General features: G+C 72.5%; 14 protein-coding genes. 12 read left to right on the plus strand and 2 right to left on the minus strand.

Annotation, left to right across the window (positions count from 1 at the left end):
- The first annotated feature begins 282 nt into the window (after positions 1 to 282).
- From ABZ193_RS04100 to ABZ193_RS04130, 7 genes are read left to right on the plus strand one after another with little or no spacing between them, the layout of a single operon-like run.
- Complete coding sequence (locus ABZ193_RS04100; RefSeq protein WP_354708824.1) at positions 283 to 2652, plus strand: PEP-utilizing enzyme; 2370 nt, start codon at positions 283 to 285, stop codon at positions 2650 to 2652.
- Positions 2649 to 3155 (plus strand): adenylyl-sulfate kinase, encoded by a 507-nt coding sequence (locus ABZ193_RS04105; RefSeq protein WP_354708825.1) that lies wholly within the window; start codon positions 2649 to 2651, stop codon positions 3153 to 3155. Before ABZ193_RS04100 ends, ABZ193_RS04105 begins: the two co-directional genes overlap by 4 nt.
- A 2-nt stretch (positions 3156 to 3157) precedes the next feature.
- On the plus strand, positions 3158 to 3850 hold the full coding sequence (locus ABZ193_RS04110) for a gamma-glutamyl-gamma-aminobutyrate hydrolase family protein (RefSeq protein ID WP_354708826.1): 693 nt from the start codon (positions 3158 to 3160) through the stop codon (positions 3848 to 3850).
- Positions 3786 to 4493 carry a phosphocholine cytidylyltransferase family protein gene (locus ABZ193_RS04115; RefSeq protein WP_354708827.1) on the plus strand — a complete coding sequence of 236 codons (708 nt, stop codon included), beginning with the start codon at positions 3786 to 3788 and terminating at the stop codon, positions 4491 to 4493. The genes ABZ193_RS04110 and ABZ193_RS04115 overlap by 65 nt, the downstream gene beginning before the upstream one ends.
- Entirely contained in the window at positions 4490 to 5752 is a 1263-nt protein-coding gene (locus ABZ193_RS04120) for an MFS transporter (RefSeq protein WP_354708828.1), read from the plus strand. Before ABZ193_RS04115 ends, ABZ193_RS04120 begins: the two co-directional genes overlap by 4 nt.
- Entirely contained in the window at positions 5749 to 6600 is an 852-nt protein-coding gene (locus tag ABZ193_RS04125) for a sulfotransferase domain-containing protein (RefSeq protein WP_157358582.1), read from the plus strand. Before ABZ193_RS04120 ends, ABZ193_RS04125 begins: the two co-directional genes overlap by 4 nt.
- Positions 6597 to 7373, plus strand: coding sequence for a class I SAM-dependent methyltransferase (locus ABZ193_RS04130; RefSeq protein ID WP_354708829.1), 777 nt, complete (start codon positions 6597 to 6599; stop codon positions 7371 to 7373). The genes ABZ193_RS04125 and ABZ193_RS04130 overlap by 4 nt, the downstream gene beginning before the upstream one ends.
- On the opposite strand, the gene ABZ193_RS04135 is transcribed toward ABZ193_RS04130, so the two are convergent.
- Positions 7370 to 8101, minus strand: coding sequence for an Asp/Glu racemase (locus ABZ193_RS04135; RefSeq protein ID WP_354708830.1), 732 nt, complete (start codon positions 8099 to 8101; stop codon positions 7370 to 7372). The two genes, ABZ193_RS04130 and ABZ193_RS04135, sit on opposite strands and share 4 nt — an antisense overlap.
- 38 nt (positions 8102 to 8139) lie before the next feature.
- On the opposite strand from ABZ193_RS04135, the gene ABZ193_RS04140 reads away from it, so the two are divergent.
- Positions 8140 to 9018, plus strand: coding sequence for a MurR/RpiR family transcriptional regulator (locus ABZ193_RS04140; protein ID WP_354708831.1), 879 nt, complete (start codon positions 8140 to 8142; stop codon positions 9016 to 9018).
- A gap of 270 nt (positions 9019 to 9288) precedes the next feature.
- Here ABZ193_RS04140 and ABZ193_RS04145 read toward each other — a convergent pair whose 3' ends face one another.
- The gene (locus ABZ193_RS04145) at positions 9289 to 10290 is read right to left on the minus strand and encodes a LacI family DNA-binding transcriptional regulator (protein ID WP_354708953.1); all 1002 of its coding nucleotides are present in this window, start codon (positions 10288 to 10290) and stop codon (positions 9289 to 9291) included.
- 215 nt (positions 10291 to 10505) lie between these two features.
- Here ABZ193_RS04145 and ABZ193_RS04150 point away from each other — a divergent pair, with 215 nt between their 5' ends.
- The 4 genes from ABZ193_RS04150 to rhaS are packed head-to-tail and all read left to right on the plus strand — an operon-like array spanning position 10506 to position 15122.
- On the plus strand, positions 10506 to 12023 hold the full coding sequence (locus ABZ193_RS04150; protein WP_237339084.1) for a sugar ABC transporter ATP-binding protein: 1518 nt from the start codon (positions 10506 to 10508) through the stop codon (positions 12021 to 12023).
- Positions 12024 to 12037: 14 nt separating this feature from the next.
- A complete protein-coding gene (locus tag ABZ193_RS04155; RefSeq protein ID WP_237339128.1) occupies positions 12038 to 13060 on the plus strand; it encodes an ABC transporter permease in 1023 nt (340 codons plus the stop codon).
- Positions 13053 to 14039, plus strand: a complete 987-nt coding sequence (locus ABZ193_RS04160) for an ABC transporter permease (protein WP_020418859.1) — start codon at positions 13053 to 13055, stop codon at positions 14037 to 14039. The genes ABZ193_RS04155 and ABZ193_RS04160 overlap by 8 nt, the downstream gene beginning before the upstream one ends.
- A gap of 15 nt (positions 14040 to 14054) precedes the next feature.
- Entirely contained in the window at positions 14055 to 15122 is a 1068-nt protein-coding gene (gene rhaS / locus ABZ193_RS04165) for a rhamnose ABC transporter substrate-binding protein (RefSeq protein WP_237339086.1), read from the plus strand.
- Positions 15123 to 15141 lie beyond the last annotated feature (19 nt).

The following is a 15141-nucleotide window of genomic DNA, read 5'->3' on the forward strand; positions in this document are numbered from 1 at the left end:
CTTCCGGTTTGTGCATATCACCTTGAGCCAGGGCCGCAAGGTTGGCATGTTCGGCCGCCGGAAAGCACGCGGGTTGCGGCCCTGGCTCAAGGTGATCGTCACGTGTCAGGCGACGGGATGACCACCCAGCTACCTTTGGGTTCAAAGATCAAGTGCATGCGCTTTGCGCTCCCTGGCAGAGATCGCCCCCGATGGTTCGGCTTCTTCCGGCGTTACCTTGGCGGGTACGTCGCGGCGAGGTCGGTGTCGCGGCGTTGTCATCGAACCGTGAGGGAGCGGCCCATGCACGCGCCTGTCTCCGCGGCGACGGAGCCCTTCGCGTTCGGCACCAAGGCCGAAACGCTCGCCAGGCTCGCACCGTTGGTCCGGTCGGCCGTTGTGCTGCCGATGGAGTCCTTCACCGTCGACCGGTGGCGGGCTGATCCGCTGGGCGTGCTGGACCGGGTGCGCGGGCACAGCTGGTCGAGTGCGCCGCTGATCGTGCGCAGCAGCAGCCGGGACGAGGACCAGGCCGGCTTTTCCAACGCGGGGCGCTACCTGTCACTGTCCGATGTGCACGGCTGGCAGGAGCTGAGGCGCGCGATCGACATCGTGGTCCGGTCCTTCGACGACCACCCGGACAACCAGGTCCTGGTCCAGCCGCAGCTGCGCGATCCGGTGGCCAGCGGCGTCGTCGCCTCGTGCGAACCCAGCGGTGGCGCGCCCTACCGCGTGGTGAACTGGACCGAGAGCGCCGACACCGCCGAGGTCACCTCCGGCCGGGCCGGGGTGCGCACCTGGTACTTCCTGCCCGGCCCCGACCCGCTGCCCCCGACGCCGCTGCTCGCCGGGCTGCCCGGGTTGATCGCCGAGCTCGAACAGCTCAGCGGGGACGAGCCGTTCGAGTTCGAGTTCGGCGTCGCCGGGGACGGGCGGCTCGTGTTGTTCCAGGTCCGGCCGCTGGCGACGGCCCGGCTGCCGCTGTCCCGCCGGCGGCACCGGGCCGCCGTCGCCGCCTGCCAGGCCCAGGTCGCGACCCTGCAGAGCGCCGGCCCGCCCGCGCTGAGCCGCGACACCGTCCTCGGCGTCATGCCCGACTGGAACCCCGCCGAGATGATCGGCGTCCGGCCCCGCCCGCTCGCGCTGTCGCTCTACCGCCGCCTCATCACCGACCGCATCTGGGCCGACTCCCGGTTCCGCTACGGCTACCGCGACCTGCGCGGCACCCCGCTGCTGGTCGACCTCGGCGGGCTCGCCTACATCGAGACCCGCGCCAGCTTCAGCTCACTCGTGCCCGCCGCGCTCGACGACCACACCGCCACCCGGCTGGTCCGCCACTACCTGACGCGGCTGCGGGCGAACCCGCGGCTGCACGACAAGGTCGAGTTCGAGATCGCCCTGTCGTCGTTCCACTTCGGCACCCCCGGCGACGCGGCCCGGCTGTGCGAGGCGAACGTGCTCGACCACGCCGAGGCCGCCGCGCTGGTGCGGGCCCTGCGCGTGCTGACCGTGCGCATGATGAGCCCATCCGGCCCGTTCACTCGCGACCTGGCGGAACTGGACCAGCTGTCCCGGTGGCAGGTGCGGCGCCCGCCCCGCTGGTCGCCGGACCGCATCGGCGAGCTCGTCCGCCTCTGCCGCACCCAGGGCACCCTGCCCTTCGCCGGCGCCGCCCGCGCCGCGTTCGCCGCGACGGCGCTGGTGCGCAGCCTGGTTGACGCCGGCGCGCTGTCCCCGGCGGACGCCGACGCCCTGCTCGGCAGCGCCACCACGGTCAGCGCCGAGATGCAGCGCGACTTCTGCACCGTCGACCGCCGCACCTTCCTCGACCGCTACGGCCACCTCCGCCCCGGCACCTACGACATCCTCTCCGCCCGCTACGACGAAGAGCCCGACCGCTACTTCGACTGGTCGGTCCGCGACGCCCCGCCGCGCCCGCCGGTCTTCCACCCCACCGCGGCGCAGGCGCGGGACGTGCGCGAACTGCTGGCCGCCCACCGCATGCCCGGCACCGAGCGCGACCTGTTCCGCTTCGTCACCGCCGCGGTGTCCGCCCGCGAGTACGGCAAACTCCAGTTCTCCCGCGTCCTCAGCGAAATCCTGGTCGAGGCGCGCCGCGCGGGCGAGCGGCTCGGGTTCACCCCCGACGACCTGTCCTACGCCACCGTCGACGCACTGTCCCAGCTCACCGGCTCGACGCGGACCGACTCGGCCGTCCTGCACGAGGCCATCGAACGCGGCAGCTCCCGGCACGCCCTGACCGAATCGCTGTGCGCGCCCGCGGTGATCACCGGCGCGGCCGAGCTGGCGTCGTTCGTCGCGCTGCCCGGCGAAGCGAACTTCGTGACCCAGTCCCGGGTCGCGGCGCGGGTCGCGGACGTGGGCGCCGGGGACGACCCCACCGGGGCGATCGCGATGATCATGGCGGCCGACCCCGGCTACGACTGGATCTTCACCAAGGGCATCGCCGGGCTGGTCACCGCGTTCGGCGGGGCCAACTCGCACATGGCGATCCGCGCGCTGGAACTCGGCACCCCGGCCGCGATCGGCGTCGGCGAGACGCAGTTCCGCAACTGGCTGCGCGCCGGGGCGCTGGAAGTCGACGCGGCCGCGAAGCTGGTGCGCCCGGTCCCCGTCGCGGGACGGCCCGAGCCGGAAGCGCGGGCGTCGTGACGGGCGGGGTCGTGTGGATCACCGGCCTGTCCGGCGCCGGCAAGTCGGCGGTGGCGGTGCAGCTGGTCGAGCGGCTCCGGCGCGCGGGGGTGCGGCCGGTGCTGCTCGACGGCGACGCGGTCCGCGCCGCGCTGGACGCCCGGTCCTTCGGCGCGGAAGCACGCAGGCAGCTGGCGGTCACCTACGGGCGGCTGTGCCGGCTGCTGGCCGAACAGGGGCACATCGTGGTGTGCGCGACGATCTCGCTGCGGCACGAGGTGCACCAGTGGAACCGGCGTCACCTGACCCGGTACGCGGAGGTGTTCCTGGACGTGCCGCTGGAGGAGCTGCGCCGCCGCGATCCGAAGGGGATCTACGCGGACGGCGCCGAGGTGGTCGGCGCGGGGCAGGCCGCCGAGTTCCCCGTGGCCCCCGACCTGCGGATCACCAACTACGGGTCCACCTCGTCGCGCGCCGCCGCCGAGCAGATCTACACCTATTGCGCCCGGACGGGGTTGTGGTGACGATGTCCGGACTGCTCGCGGTGACCCAGCGGCTGCTGCCCGCCAACGAACACGGCGAGGTGCGGCTCGCCCTCGACGTGCGGTGGTGGTCGTTCCTCGCCGAATGCGGGTTCGACGGCGTGCCGATGCCGCTCGACCCGGCCGCCGCGGCGAAGCTGCTGTGGCGGACCGGGTGCCGCGGACTGGTGCTGACCGGCGGCAACGACCTGGGCTCGGCCCCCGAGCGGGACGCCCTCGAACGCTACCTGCTGCGCCGCGCCCTGGAACGCGGCCTGCCGGTGATCGGGGTGTGCCGCGGGATGCAGCTGGTGCTCGACGCGTTCGGCGCCCGGCTGCGGCGGGTGCGCGGGCACGTGGCGGTCGAACACCGGGTGACCGGGCCGCGCGGCGAGCGGACCGTCAACAGCTACCACGACTGGGCGGTGCTGCAGGCGCCGCCCGAGTTCGAGGTGACCGCGCGGTGCGGGCCGGTGGTGGAGGCGGTGCGGCACCTCTCGCTGCCGCTGGCCGGGATCATGTGGCACCCCGAGCGCGCGGACCCGGTGCACGACGAGGACGTCGAACTGTTCAGCGAGGTGTTCGGAGGTCGGAATGCGGGCGGTGATCCTGGCCGCGGGACGCGGATCCCGGATGGGCGCGGCGACCGGCGACCGGCCGAAGTGCCTCGTCGAACTGGCGGGCCGCACGCTGCTTGACCGGCAGGTCTCCGCGCTGGCGCTGGCCGTGGTGCGGGACGTCGCGGTGGTGACCGGGTGGTGCTCGTGGCAGTTCGAGCGGGTGCCGCTGACCCGCTTCCACAACGCGACGTGGGCGGAGTCGTCCATGGTGGACTCGCTCGCCTGCGCCCGGGAATGGCTCGAAGCCGGCCCGGTCGTGGTGGCCTACGGCGACATCGTGTTCACCCCGGCCGCGGTGACCGCGGTGGCGTCGGCGCCAGGGCCGCTGGTGGTCGGGTACGACCCGGACTGGCTCACGCAGTGGTCCCGCCGCTTCGGCGACCCCCTGATCGACGCGGAGACGTTCGCGGTGACCGGCGGCAGGCTGACCGACATCGGCGGCACACCGTCCACCGTGGAGGAGGTGGCCGGCCAGTACCTGGGGCTGCTCAAGCTGGAGCCGGCGGGGTGGGCTGAGCTGTCCGCGGAGCTGTCGCGTTCGGACACCCGTCGCGACACGACCGGTCTGCTGCGGCGGCTGATCGCGCGGGGGTTCGCCGTGCGGGCCGTCCCGGTGCCGGGGCCGTGGCACGAGTTCGACTCCGCGCGGGACTGCGTGGTGGGGGAGCCGGTGCTGCGGGAGCTGGACGAGGTGCTGTCCGGCGCGGAGGTGGCGTCGTGACGCTTGTGCACGCGCCCGGCCGGACGTTCGTGGTGGCGATCGTGTTGTCGCTGACCAACTTCGTCGCGGTGTTCGACGGGCTCGTCGTCGCCGTGGCGCTGCCCGCGATCCAGTCCGACTTCGGGCTCCGGCCGGTCGACGGGCAGTGGGTGCTGACTGCCTACGCCGTCGCGCTCGGCGGGACCCTGCTCACCGGCGGCCGCTGCGGGGACGCGTTCGGGCGGCGCCGGATGCTGGTCGCCGGGCTGGCCGTGTTCGTTGCCGGCCTGCTGCTCGCCGGCGTCGCCTGGGACGCGTGGGTGCTGTTCGCGGCGCGGGCCGTGCAGGGGTTCGGCGCGGCCTTCGCCGTGCCCAACGCTTTCGCCACCATCAGCGCCCTGCGCCCGGAAGGGGTGCGCGACCGGGTGTTCGCCGCGGTCGCCGTCGCGGGCGGGCTCGGCGCGGCGGGCGGCGCGATCACCGGCGGGCTCATCACGCAGGGCCTCGGCTGGCGCTTCCTGTTCCTGCTGACCGCGCCGGTCGTCGCGGCCGCGGCGATCACCGCCGCGCGGGTCCTCGACGAGGACCGCCGCCGCGGCGCGCCCCGGCCCGGGCTGCTCGGCGCTGCCCTGGCCGTCACCGCGGCCGCGTTGCTGGTGTACGCGATCACCAACCACGACCTCGCCGTCGCCGCCGTCGGGCTCGTGCTCGTCGTGCCGGTCGTGCGGCTCCTGCCGCGCGGGGTCGTGCGGGACCGGTCGCTGCGCGCCGCGGTGGCCGGGCTGCCCGGGTTCGTCTTCGCGTACGACGGCACGGTCTTCGTCGGGCTCCTGTTCCTGCAGCAGGACCTCAGCCCGTTGCAGGCCGGGCTCACCTTCACCTCGCTCGGCATCGCCGTCCTCGTCGGCGCGCCACTGGCCGCGCGGCTGCTCAACCGTCGCGTGTGGACGACGGTCTTCGGTGGGGCGCAGGCGTTCTGCGCGGCCGGGCTCGTCCTGCTCGCGCTGGAGCACGTCCTGCCCGGGCTGGTGCTCGTCGGCCTCGGCGCGGCCGTCTCCGCGGTCACGCTCAACGGCGTCGCCGGGCGGCACGCCGAGCCCGCGGACCGCGGCAGCGCCTACGGCTGCTACGAGACGGCGAAGTACCTTTGCGGCGCGCTGGTCGTCGCAGTGCTCGCGACCGCGCTGGAGCGCGGCCACGAGTTCGCCTTCCTGCTCGCCGCCGCGGTCGCGGTGCTCGGCGGGCTCGCCGGGTGCGCGCTGGGGTGGCGGGCGACATGACGGAGAAGGTGTTCTACCTGCTGCACGGCCTGCAGGACCGCTACAACGCGCTGTACCAGGACAACATCGCCCGGCTCGGCCCGCGGGACGTGCTCGTCGCCAGCATCGGCAGCTCCGGGCAGTCCTACCTGGGCGGCATCCTCGCCGAACTGGGCCTCAACTACGCCGACGCCTACACCGAGGCCCTGTTGGAGGACGGCGACAGCGAACCCGTCCCCGCCTACGACGACTACCGCGAGCGCCTGGCGACCCCGGACAAGCCGCGGGAGCCCTGGCCCCGGTTCGTCAAGACCCACCTCACGCCGCGGTTCTTCACCGGCCGCCCGCTGCTCGGCGTGTGGATCCTGGTGCGCGATCCCCGCGACGCGCTGTACTCGTGGTACCGCTTCCGCACCGAGTTCGTGCGGGACCCGCTCGACCGGCTGGCCACTTCGTTCGAGGACTGGCTGTGCCGCCCCGGCCCGACCGGTCTCGACCGGCTCGACGACTGGGCGGACTTCTACCGCCGCTGGGTCTGCGACGCCGGCCGCCTGCCCCGGTCGGCGATCACCACGTTCGAAGACCTCAAACGCGATCCGCTGCCCACGTTGCGCGCCGGGTTGCGCGCGTTCGGACTGTCCATTCCGGACCGGGAGATCGCCGCGGCGGTGCTGCGCAGCGACTTCCAGACGGTGCGCCGCCGCGAACGCGACCAGGGCGGCGACGGTCCCGGCATCCTCCGGCGGGGACAGCCGGAGGAATGGCGGACGTGGATGAGCCCGTCCACCGCGGACCTCTTCGGACGGGCGCACGTCGCCGCGCTCGCCCGCCGCTTCGGTTACCACCTCGGAGAAAGGGCACGATCATGACCCTGGCGCAGGGTGACTTCACCACGCTCGCGGAAAGCTACTCGCGCTACCGCGAGGGCTACTCGCCCGCGGTGCGGGACGCGATCCTCGGCCTGTGCGCGCGCCCGGTGTGCAGCCTCGACGTGGCCGACGTCGGCGCGGGCACCGGCATCTGGAGCCGGATGCTGGCCGCGCGGCGGCCCGCGTCGCTGACCGCCGTCGAACCCAACGGAGCGATGCGGGAGCAGGGCGTCGAGGACAGCCACGGGCTGCGGATCACCTGGCGCGCGGGCAGCGGGGAACACACCGGGCTGGACGACGCGTCGGCCGACCTGCTGACCATGGCGTCGTCGTTCCACTGGGTCGACTTCGACGCCGGGCTGCGGGAGTTCCGGCGCGTGCTGCGGCCGGGCGGGTGGTTCGCCGCGCTGTGGAACCCGCGCGAGGTCGAGGCGAACCCGCTGCTCGCCGGGATCGAAGGCGAGATCCGGCGGCTGAAGCCCGGCCTGCGGCGGGTGTCCTCGGGGCGATCCGGCATCACCGCGACGCTGACCGCGCGGCTGGCGGCCGAGCCCGGTTACGGCCCGCCGCTCTACCTGGAGGGCCGCCACGTGGTGCGGCAGACGGTCGAGCACTACCTCGGCGTGTGGCGCTCGGCGAACGACGTGCAGGCCCAGCTCGGCCCCGAGGCGTTCGCGAAGTTCCTCGATCACGCGCGCGAGGCGCTCGCCGAGCACGACGTTGTGGAGACGACATACCTGACCCGGGCGTGGGCGGTGCAGCGGCTGGCTTAGAGGTTGAGCAGCGTCTGGTCCGGCCCGGTCGCGTTCAGGTCCAGCGCGTGCAGCGCCGCCCAGACGGTCGCCTGGTTGGCGGTCACGATCGGCTTGCCGAGCTCCGCTTCCAGGGGCGCGATGAGGTCGTAGGTCGGCAGCGCGGTGCAGCTGACGAAGATCGCGTCCGCGTCCGGGCGGTCGCCGGCGCGGATGAGCTCCGCCACCTCGGCGTAGCCGGCGCTCAGCACCTCGCGCACCGGGATGCCCAGCGGCGTGCACGCGACGACGTCGAACCCGGCCGTGCACAGGTAGTCGCGCAGGCGGTTGCCCACCGGGCGCTCGTAGGGGTGCACGACCGCGACCCGCTGCGCCTTGACGGTGCGCAGCGCGGACACCGCCGCCCCCGAGGTGGTCAGCGCGCGGGGCGCGCCGGCGTCCAGCATGGCCTGGCGCAGCGCGGCCTCGCCGAGCGTGCCGCCGACGAAACTGCACGCGGTGCAGGCGTAGATGACGACCTCGGCGCCGACCGCGCACACCTCACGGGTGGGGCGGCGGACGGTGGCAGGCCGGTTGAGCGCCGACACCGAGTCGAGGTTGTCGCCCTCGGGTGAGCCGCCGGTGCGGGCGATGAACAGGCTCACGGTCGGCGGCACCCACCGCCACAGCTCGCGGTCACGGGCGAAGTCGTAGGGCGCGACGATGCCGACGCCCGTCTGGGGTTCCGGCCCCTGAACGTGGCGTTTCATACGCGCAGGGTACCCGAACCGTCCCGTATCCTGCGCCCGTGACCGGCGGAATCGACGAGGCGGCCCGGGTGCCCGGATCGGTGGCCGAGCGGGCGCGGGCCGCGTTGCGGTCCCTGCCGCCGAGCGAGGCGCGGGCCGCGCAGGTGCTGCTGGAACGCGGGTCCGACGTGGTGCGGATGTCGGTCAGCGAGATCGCCGCCGCCGCGGGCACCGGGGTGGGGACCGTGGTGCGGGCGTGCCAGAGCCTGGGGTTCAAGGGGTTCCAGGACGCGAAGATCGCGCTCGCGCAGGACCTCGCGCCGCTGGTCGGGGGCTCCTCGCCGGAGCACATCGACCGCGGCGATCCTCCTGCCGAGGTGCTGGCGAAGCTGGCCGCGAGCAGTGCGGACGCGCTGCAGCGGGCCCGGTCGAGCGTGGACGCGGCGGCGCTGGAGCGGGCGGTCGGGTTGCTGACCGCGGCGCCGCGGGTGCTGGTGCTCGGGGTCGGGACGAGCGCGCCGCTCGCGCAGGACGCCGCCTACCGGCTGCTGACGCTGGGAATCGCGGCCGAGGCCCCGGCCGACGTGCACGTCCAGCATGTCCGCGCGGGGTTGCTGCGGCCGGGGGACGTGGTGGTGGCGGTGAGCCACACCGGGGCGACCCGGGAGACGGTGAGCGCGGCCCGGCGGGCGAAGGAGTCCGGCGCGGCGGTGGTCGCGGTGACCAGCTTCGCGACGACGCCGCTGACGGAGGTCGCCGACGCCGCCCTGGTCGCGGGCGGGCTGGAGACGAGGTACCGCGTGGAGGCGATGACGAGCAGGCTGGCGCATCTCGTGGTGCTGGACGCTTTGTTCGTGAGCCTGCTGCTGGCCGAGCCCGACCGGTCTGCTGCGGCGCAGGCTTTGGTGGTGGATGTGCTGAGCGAGCACCGGTTCTGAGGCAGGCGTCAGGCGCCGTGGCGCGTCGAGGCTCGTACCACCAGCTCTGGGTGGGCACCAGCTGGTGGTGCTGGACGCGTTGTTCGTGAGCCTGCTGCTCGCCGAGCCCGACCGGTCTGCTGCGGCGCAGGCTTTGGTGGCGGATGTGCTGAGCGAGCACCGGTTCTGAGCGGGGGCCGGCTCGTGGTGGTGGGGGAGGAGCGCGCCGGGGATCAGGTGCGGTGGCGGGTGGAGGACCGCGTCGAGGGGCGGGGGAGGGGTGCCCCGAGATCAGGCGCCGTGGCGCGTCGACGCTCGTACCACCAGTTCGGGCGTGAACACTACCTGCTGGTGCTCGTGGCCGGGGTCGGTCGTCTCCTGCAGCAGCAGCTCCGCCGCCGTCCGGCCTAGCTGCCTGCGTGGCTGCCGCACCGAAGTCAGCGGCACGGCCGCCGCCGCGGCGAAGTCGATGTCGTCGTACCCCACGATGGCCAGGTCGTCCGGCACCCGCAGCCGCAGGCTGACGCACGTCTGCAGCAACCCCAGAGCCAGCAGATCATTGGCGCAGAACGCAGCCGTCGGCCGCAACGAAGACGGCAACCCGGCCAAGCGCTGCCCGGCGGTCCGGCCCTCCGCGACCGTCAACGCGGACGTGCTCAGGTCGACCAGGTCCTCCGGCCCCAGCCCGGCCTCCTTCATCGCCCGCAACGCGCCCTCGCGCCGGTCGCGCACCTGGCCGAGCGAATCGGGGCCGCCGATGAACGCCACCCGCCGGTGCCCCAGCTCCAGCAGGTGCTGCACCGCGAGCAGCCCGCCCAGCACGTCGTCCACGGCGACCGAGCAGTGGTCGCCCGACTGCCCGGTCCGGTCCACGATCACCAGCGGGATCCCGTGCGCCGCCGTCTCCGCGAGCACCGGCGCGTCCGGGTCGACCGGCGTGATCAGGATGCCCTGCACCCGCTGCTGCTCCAGCCGGCTCAGGTAGTCGCGCTCGCGCTCGGCGCGGTTCGCGCTGTTGCACAGGAACAACGACAGATCGGCTTCGTCGGCCGCGTCCTCGACACCCTCGGCCACGTCGGTGAAGAACGGGTTGCTCCCGTCGAGCATCACGTACGCCAGGATCCGGCTGCGCCCCGCCCGCAGCTGCCGCGCCGTCTCGTTGCGCACGAACTTCAGCTCGGCCATCGCCGCCTCGACCTTCGCCCGCGTGCGGGGGCTGACCCGATCCGGCCGGTTCAGCACGTTCGACACGGTCCCCAGTGACACGCCCGCCGCCGCCGCGACGTCCTTGATCCCCGCCGCCCGGGGCTCCGGAACAGCAGCCCCACCCGTGGTCGTGCGTGCCACGTGACCCTCCCGTTGAAACGTGTAACAAGCATCGATGTTATCGGATTGCGACCGAGAAAACCCGCCTGAACTGGGCGAAAAACTTGTCGTTGACTTCGTGATCCAGCGCATAGTAGCGTCAGCGCGCCAGGTTTGTGAAACCTTTCATTTCGGAGGTCGCGATGGTGCGGCAGGACCCGGGCAGCGTGCCCTTGCTGGAGGTCCGCGGCGTCACGAAGTCGTTCGGCGCGGTGGCCGCCGTGCAGGGGGTGTCGTTCCCCCTCCACTCCGGCGAGGCCCACGCGCTGGTGGGTGAGAACGGCGCGGGCAAGTCGACCATCGTCAAGATGCTCGCCGGGGTCCACCGCCCGGACACCGGAACGCTGCTGGTCGACGGGCAGCCCGTCGAGTTCTCCTCCCCGGCCGACGCCAAGGCCGCCGGGATCGCGGTGATCTACCAGGAACCCACGCTGTTCCCCGACCTCACGGTCGAGGAGAACATCGTGATGGGCCGCCACCCGCGCAAGCGGCTGGGCATGATCGACCGCGGCGCGATCCGGGCCGAGGCGGAGAAGCTGTTCGCCCGCCTGGGCGTGCGGATCGACCCGGGCCGCCCGGCTCGCGGCCTGTCGATCGCCGACCAGCAGATCGTGGAGATCGCCAAGGCGCTGTCCGCCGACGCGCGTGTGCTGATCATGGACGAGCCGACCGCGGCGCTGTCGCTGGTCGAGGTCGAGCGCCTGTTCTCGGTCGCGCGCAACCTGCGTGACGAGGGTGCGGCGATCATGTTCATCTCGCACCGCTTCGAGGAGATCACCGAGTTGTGCCAGCGCGTGACGATCATGCGCGACGGCAAGCACGTCTCCACCGACCCGATGGACGACCTGACCGTCGACGAGATGGTCCGCCGCATGGTCGGCCGCGAGCTGGACGCGTTGTTCCCCAAGCAGGACGTCACCCCGGGCGAGGTCGTGCTCGAGGTCGAGGGCCTGTCCCGCGAGGGCGTCTTCCGGGACGTCTCGTTCGAGGTCCGGGCGGGCGAGATCGTCGCGTTCGCCGGGCTGGTCGGCAGTGGACGGTCCGAAGTGGTCCAGGCGGTGTTCGGAGTGGACGAGCGCGACGCGGGAACCGTGAAGCTGCGCGGGAAGAAGCTCAAGCCGGGCTCGCCGCGCGCCGCGATGGCCGCGGGCATGGCCCTGGTGCCGGAGGACCGGCGCCAGCAGGGCCTGGTCATGGACCTCTCCATCGAGCGGAACGTGACCCTGCCGCGCTCGGGCGCGCTGGCGAAGCTGGGTTTCCTGTTCGGCGGCGGCGAGCGCAAGGAAGCCCTGCGCTGGACCGAGCGCCTGCAGACCAAGTACGGCCGGCTCAGCGACGCCGTCGGCACGCTGTCCGGCGGCAACCAGCAGAAGGTCGTGCTGGCCAAGTGGCTGTCGATGGCGCCGAGCGTGCTGATCGTCGACGAGCCGACGCGGGGCATCGACGTCGGCACGAAGGCCGAGGTGCACCGGTTGATGTCGTCGCTGGCCGCGGAGGGCGTCGCCGTGATCATGGTGTCCTCCGAGCTGCCCGAGGTGCTCGGCATGGCCGACCGCGTGCTGGTGATGCGCGAGGGACGGATCGTCGCGGAGATCTCCCGCGAGGACGCGAGTGAGGACTCGGTGATGTTCGCAGCGATGGGTCAGGGAGCGGCGGCGTGAACGCGACGAAGGTGGTGGCTCCCACGACGACGAGCCGGTCGGCGCCCCGGAAGTTCTCCGTCGGCGGCCTGTTCAAGGCGCGTGAGGCGGGCATCGTCCTCGCGTTGATCGCGCTGGTCGCGTTCACGGCGACGCAGAACTCGCGGTTCCTGTCCGCGCAGAGCATCCGCGACATCCTGCTCGGCACCGCGATCCTGGCCGTGCTCGCGGTCGGCCAGGCGACGGTGATGATCACCCGCAACATCGACCTGTCGGTCGGCTCGGTGCTCGGCCTGTCCGCGTTCGCGGTGGGCTCGCTGCTGCAGGCCAACCAGGGCATGCCGGTGATCGTCGCGCTGGTCGTCGGCGTCGCGGTCGGCGCCGCGTGTGGTGTCGTCAACGGGTTCCTGGTCCGGTTCGGCCAGGTGCCCGCGCTGGTGGTCACCCTCGGCACGCTCTACGCCTTCCGCGGCGCGGCCTACTTCTGGGCGGGCGGCGAGCAGATCAACGCCGACGAGCTGCCCGGGCACTTCCTCAAGTTCGGCAACTCCTCGATCCTGGGCATCCCGTGGCTGGTGCTGATCGCGGTGATCGTGCTGGTCGTCGCCGGGGTCGTGCTGCGCAACTACCGCGCCGGGCGCGAGCTGTACGCGATGGGGTCGAGCCCGCAGGCCGCCGAGCTGGCCGGCATCAAGGTCGGCCGCAACACCATCGCCGCGTTCCTGGTGAGCGGCGCGCTGGCCGGTGTCGCCGGTGTCCTGTTCGCCGCGCGGTTCGGCACGATCGACGCGGCCGCGGGCAACGGTTACGAGCTGAACGTGGTCGCCGCCGCGGTGGTCGGCGGGGTCGCGGTGTTCGGCGGCAGCGGCACCGTGTGGGGCGCGGGCCTGGGCGCCCTGCTGCTCACGGTCATCGGGAGCTCCCTGGCGGTCCTCGACATCAACCAGTTCTGGCAGCAGGCCATCGTCGGCGCGCTGATCCTGCTCGCGATCGGGGCCGACCGCCTGGTCGCGGTGCGGGTGGCCAAGTCACTGAAGAAGAGGGATTCCCATGTCTGACAAGCGGCCGGCCTGGCTGTCCCGCCTGGCGAGCTGGGACGCCGCCGTCATCGTGATCACGGTGCTGGTGCTGCTCATCGCCTCCGGCGTGGTGGAGAACTTCGGCAGCAGCCGCAACTTCACGTTCCTGCTGCTGGACCTGCTGCCCATCGCGCTGATCGCGCTGCCGATGACGTTCGTGATCGTGACCGGCGAGATCGACCTGTCGGTGGCGAGCACCCTCGGCCTCACCTCGGCCGTGATGGGCGACCTGTGGAACCGCGGCCTGCCCATCGAGACCATCATCCCGCTGTGCCTGGTGCTCGGCGCGGTGCTGGGCGCGCTCAACGGGTTCTTCGTGACCGTGCTGAAACTGCCGTCACTGGCGGTCACCATCGGCACGCTCGCGCTCTACCGCGGCCTGGCGTTCGTGGTGCTCGGCGACGGCGCGGTGGCCGACTTCCCGCGTGCCTACACCTCGTGGGTGACCGGCACGATCGGCGACGGCCCGATCCCGAACGTGCTGATCCCGCTCGTCGTGCTCGCCGTGGTGTTCGGCCTGGTGCTGCACGCGACGCCGGTCGGCCGCTCGGTGTACGCCGCCGGCGCCAGCGAGCAGGCCGCGCGCTTCGCCGGCATCCGCGTGGCGCGGCTGAAGTTCTGGCTCTACGTCGTCAGCGGTCTCGTCGCCGGCCTGGCCGGCGTGCTGTGGACGCTGCGGTACTCCAGCGCCCGCGCCGACAACGGCCTCGGCATGGAACTCGCCGTCGTGGCGGCGGTCCTGCTCGGCGGTGTCTCCATCTTCGGCGGCAAGGGCACCCTGCCGGGTGTGCTCGCCGGGGTGGTCCTGCTGGCCACGCTGCAGAACGCGCTGCGGCTGCAGGACGTGTCGAACGAGGCGCTCAACATCGTCACCGGGGTGCTGCTGATCATCTCGGTGCTCCTGCCCAACATCGTGATCAGGTTCCGGGCTGCCCTGCGGCGCCGGGCGACCACATAGAAAGGCGAAACGCCCATGAAGAGACGACTCCTCGCCGGTGCGGTGTCGGCAGCGCTCGTGCTGACGGTGTCCGCGTGCGGTGGCACCACGAAGAACGACAGCAGCTCGTCCGGCGGCGGTGGCGCCCAGTCGACCGCGCAGGCCGACCCGAACGCCGCCACCAAGGAAGGCGTCAAGATGGCCTTCCTGCCCAAGCAGCTCAACAACCCGTACTCGGACATCGAGGTGGGCGGCGGCAAGACCGCGCTGGACGAGCTCAAGGGCGAGTACAAGCTGGTCGGCCCGAACGACGCGAGCGCCTCCTCGCAGGTCAGCTACATCAACACGCTGATCCAGCAGCAGCAGGACGTCATCGGCATCGCGGCGAACGACCCGAACGCGGTGTGCCCGTCGCTGAACCAGGCACGCAGCTCCGGCATCAAGGTCGTGGCCTTCGACTCCGACGCGGCCAAGGACTGCCGCGACGTGTTCATCAACCAGGCCACCACCGAGGGCATCGGCGAGCAGCTGGCGAAGATGGCCAGCGAGCTGGCGGGCGGCTCGGGTGAGATCGCGATCCTGTCGGCGACCCCGAACGCCACCAACCAGAACGCCTGGATCGAGGTGTTCAAGCAGCAGCTCACCAAGCCCGAGTACGCGAACCTGAAGCTGGTGAAGGTCGCCTACGGCAACGACGACGACCAGAAGTCGTTCCAGGAGGCCCAGGGCCTGCTGCAGTCCTACCCGAACCTGAAGGCCATCGTCGCGCCGACCACCGTCGGCATCGCCGCGGCCGCCCGCTACATCAGCTCCTCCAGCTACAAGGGCAAGGTCGCGGTGACCGGGCTCGGCACGCCGAACCAGATGCGCGAGTACGTCAAGGACGGCACCGTCACCAAGTTCGCGCTGTGGAACCCGGCCGACATCGGCTACCTGGCCGCCTACGCGGGTGTCGCACTGGCCTCCGGCCAGATCACCGGCGTCGAGGGCCAGAAGTTCAAGGCGGGCAAGCTCGGCGAGTACACCATCGGCAAGGACGGCGAGATCGTCCTCGGCCCGCCGACGGTGTTCGACGCGAGCAACATCGACCAGTACAACTTCTGACAGTCTCCCGGCCGGGCCG

Origin of the sequence: Amycolatopsis sp. NPDC006125 (assembly GCF_040614195.1) — a bacterium.
Taxonomy (GTDB): Bacteria; Actinomycetota; Actinomycetes; order Mycobacteriales; family Pseudonocardiaceae; genus Amycolatopsis_E; species Amycolatopsis_E tucumanensis.

Bases quoted from the DNA above. Each gene is read 5' to 3' on its own strand.
- ABZ193_RS04100 (WP_354708824.1), top strand. From the start codon at position 283: ATGCACGCGCCTGTCTCCGCGGCGACGGAGCCCTTCGCGTTCGGCACC.
- ABZ193_RS04110 (WP_354708826.1), top strand. From the start codon at position 3,158: ATGTCCGGACTGCTCGCGGTGACCCAGCGGCTGCTGCCCGCCAACGAA.
- ABZ193_RS04115 (WP_354708827.1), top strand. From the start codon at position 3,786: ATGGGCGCGGCGACCGGCGACCGGCCGAAGTGCCTCGTCGAACTGGCG.
- ABZ193_RS04125 (WP_157358582.1), top strand. From the start codon at position 5,749: ATGACGGAGAAGGTGTTCTACCTGCTGCACGGCCTGCAGGACCGCTAC.
- ABZ193_RS04130 (WP_354708829.1), top strand. From the start codon at position 6,597: ATGACCCTGGCGCAGGGTGACTTCACCACGCTCGCGGAAAGCTACTCG.
- ABZ193_RS04135 (WP_354708830.1), bottom strand. From the start codon at position 8,101: ATGAAACGCCACGTTCAGGGGCCGGAACCCCAGACGGGCGTCGGCATC.
- ABZ193_RS04150 (WP_237339084.1), top strand. From the start codon at position 10,506: ATGGTGCGGCAGGACCCGGGCAGCGTGCCCTTGCTGGAGGTCCGCGGC.
- ABZ193_RS04160 (WP_020418859.1), top strand. From the start codon at position 13,053: ATGTCTGACAAGCGGCCGGCCTGGCTGTCCCGCCTGGCGAGCTGGGAC.
- rhaS (WP_237339086.1), top strand. From the start codon at position 14,055: ATGAAGAGACGACTCCTCGCCGGTGCGGTGTCGGCAGCGCTCGTGCTG.